The sequence below is a fragment of the Chryseobacterium sp. genome (genome assembly GCF_022712095.1).
GTDB lineage: Bacteria > Bacteroidota > Bacteroidia > Flavobacteriales > Weeksellaceae > Chryseobacterium.
Genome location: NZ_JALAHD010000233.1, coordinates 1 through 3,082 on the forward strand (window position 1 = coordinate 1; position 3,082 = coordinate 3,082).

The following is a 3,082-nucleotide window of genomic DNA, read 5'->3' on the forward strand; positions in this document are numbered from 1 at the left end:
GATTTATATTCTGATGAAAAAAAGAAGTTGCCTCTTTACTGGCAGGAAAAAATAAAGAAAGGAATAAGTTTCCTGAATAAAATTACTCCTTTTCAAAAGGAATCTCATTTTGAGAAATTCAAAAATGCATTTTATGAGAGATTTGAAGCGGAGGAAGTTTCATTAGCTTATGCATTAGACACAGAGATTGGAATTGGGTACAGACAGGATCTTTCTTCAAAAGGATTACATCCTTATCTGGAAGATTTAAACCTTCCTCACAGCAAGAAAGATGAGCCCCTGAAAATTCATCTCGATGCTGTACAGCAAGTCTTGAATGAAAAGTTACAAAATACTTTAACTAATAATCAGGATAAGATTGAATTATCTGATGATGATTTTAAAGATATTGAAGAATGTTGGAATGATTTACCCGATACATTTTCCTGTATGGCAGAAATCATCTCTGAAAATGAAAATGAAAAACTTTTTTTAGATGGAGGTGGCGGAAGCAGTGCCGCAAATTTGTTGGGAAGGTTTTGCTCCGAAAAATCAGATATACATTCTTTAACTAAAAGAATTACTGAAAAAGAATCAGAACTGAACGCTCATTATATTCTGGCTGAAATTATCCATCTGCCGGAAACCAGAACAGGAAATGTGATAAGAAGACCTACTTTACGTTCTTATGAAATACCTTTTCTGGCACAATCTGTTTTACCGGAAGAAAATCAGATCTTAATAGAGGATTTATATATTTCATTAAAGAATAACAAAATAATTTTACGATCCAAAAAACTGAATAAAGAAATAAGACCTTATCTTACTAATGCTCACAATTATTTATCCAATTCTTTACCGGTTTATCACTTCCTCTGTGATATACATTCGCAAAATGTTCGTACTGGAGTTTATTTTAGTTGGGGGGATTTAAAACATCTATATCATTTTTTACCTCGCGTGGAATATCAGAATATAATTATATCAAAAGCAAGGTGGAAGATTACAGAAAAAGAAATCAATTACTTATTACTATATAAAGAGGACGGGAATATGTTATTGAATGAAATTAAAGAATGGAGAACCAAGAGAAAAATACCTCAGTGGATACAATGGGTAGAGCTTGATAATAGGCTCACAATTAACCTGGAAAATTATGATTTACTCCTGATGTTTATTCATTCTATAAAGCATAGAAAAGTTATCATTATTGAAGAATTCCTGTATAATGAACATGAAGATTTCAGGTATGAATTCATATTTCCCATGTATAAGGAAAAAGCATTGAAATGATAGAAAGAAAATTGATGCCCGGTAGCCAATGTCTCTATCTTAAAATATACACTGGTCTGAAAACGGCTGATGTCATTTTAGAAGAAGCAATACAGCCTTTGGTTCAAAGCTTTTTAGATAAAGGGAAAATTTTGAAGTGGTTTTTTATTCGTTACAACGATCCTAAACCTCATTTGAGAATCAGACTAATGCTGAAGGAAAACTTTTATTACAGTGAAGCTCTGGAGAAGATTAACAGTATTTTAAAACCTTATATGAAGTCCGGGGAAATTTCAAATGTTGTAATGGATACCTATGTTCGGGAGTTGGAAAGGTATGGCGAAAATACTATAGAAGATGCTGAAACTTTATTCTGGCTCAGCAGTCAATATGCTTTATACAGTCTCTTCTTTGATGATGACGAAAAAATAATGATAACCCTTTTCTATATTGACGGAATTTTAAATGAACTTCATCTTACTGATCAGGAAAAACTGGAATGGGTAAAAAGTTCAAATGAATCTTTCAAATATGAATTCCATGCAGATAAAAAACTGAACAGTCAGTTAGATAAAAAATACAGAGAATTTAAACCTCAATTTCTTGAGTTTATTAAAGCGGAAGGGTTTTCCGAAGCGAGAGAACTTATTCTTTCCAATATTCAGGAAAGTAGAATTTTGTTTCAGAATATTCTTTCACATGATAAAAACGGATCTCTTGGAATGCCTCTGTCTGTTTTTTTTCAAAGTATATTTCATATGAATATCAACAGGCTCTTTGTTTCCAATCAAAGGTTGTTTGAAATGGTTATTTATGATTATCTGGTCAGGTACTATAAAACATTAGTTTATCGATCACGCTTAGAAATGTAACTATAAAGAATAGCAAAAGTTAGTATTAACATATTAAGTTACAAATAAATTCCCATAATTCTTTTGACCAATATCATTGGTGAATGATGATTTTCATCACCAGTTTAGACCTTCGTTGTCTCTATATTTGATATAGGAAAAATGTTTAACCCTTAAGAATTGATGAAATGAAACAACGCGTTCCTGTATCTCAGATTATGAGTACTAAACTAATTACCCTTAATACAACTAATACCCTTTATGACGCTGAGAAGCTTTTAAAAGAAAATAATCTGCGCCACCTTCCCGTAGTCGATGGGAAAAAACTAATCGGAATTATAAGTCTTTCAGATCTACTGAAAATAAGTTATACCGATGTTACAGACTCGGATGAAGTTGAATCTGTAGTATATGAAACCTATACCATTCCACAGATTATGGCAAAAACATTGGTGACGATACCTCCGTCAGCCAATATAAAAGAAGTGACAGAGCTTCTTTCAAAGCATAGCTTTCATTCTGTGCCGGTTGTTGAAGATGGTGAGCTTAAGGGAATCGTAACTACAACCGATTTACTGAATTATTTCCTGGCTCAATATTAACCAAAACTATTATTGCACTCAATATTTGATTTCTGGAAGACCAGAAAGAAGTCGTAATACTCATAAAGTATTGCGACTTTGTGTTATAAGTATCTGAAATCTGCTTTATATTCACATAAGTCTGCTGATTAGGCGGTGTTTTAATATCTGGACTATAAGTATTTATGAAAACTGGACCATAATGGTAGACTAAAGTTGAATTAACTTTGCAACATCAAACAGATCATACCATACTGGAGTTGAATTATAAGTCGCTTAAGTTGGGATTTAGTAAAAAATAAATGATAAACCTGTTTGAATAGAATATACATCAGCAATAAGGAAGTAATAGTTTATTGCGTTATTTCGTTCTCACTTTTTTATATATAAAAAACACAA

The 3,082-nt window shown here is 32.0% G+C and carries 3 protein-coding genes; all 3 read left to right on the top strand.

Annotated features, from left to right (window positions below):
- On the top strand, window positions 1-1,272 hold a 1,272-nt coding region (locus tag Q0A18_RS12275; protein WP_292010439.1), incomplete at its 5' end, for a lantibiotic dehydratase family protein.
- Window positions 1,269-2,123 carry a thiopeptide-type bacteriocin biosynthesis protein gene (locus tag Q0A18_RS12280; protein WP_292010440.1) on the top strand — a complete coding sequence of 285 codons (855 nt, stop codon included), beginning with the start codon at window positions 1,269-1,271 and terminating at the stop codon, window positions 2,121-2,123. The genes Q0A18_RS12275 and Q0A18_RS12280, both read left to right, overlap by 4 nt.
- A gap of 167 nt (window positions 2,124-2,290) precedes the next feature.
- Entirely contained in the window at window positions 2,291-2,704 is a 414-nt protein-coding gene (locus tag Q0A18_RS12285) for a CBS domain-containing protein (protein WP_292010441.1), read from the top strand.
- Window positions 2,705-3,082: the final 378 nt, after the last annotated feature.

Bases quoted from the DNA above. Each gene is read 5' to 3' on its own strand.
- Q0A18_RS12280 (WP_292010440.1), top strand. From the start codon at position 1,269: ATGATAGAAAGAAAATTGATGCCCGGTAGCCAATGTCTCTATCTTAAA.
- Q0A18_RS12285 (WP_292010441.1), top strand. From the start codon at position 2,291: ATGAAACAACGCGTTCCTGTATCTCAGATTATGAGTACTAAACTAATT.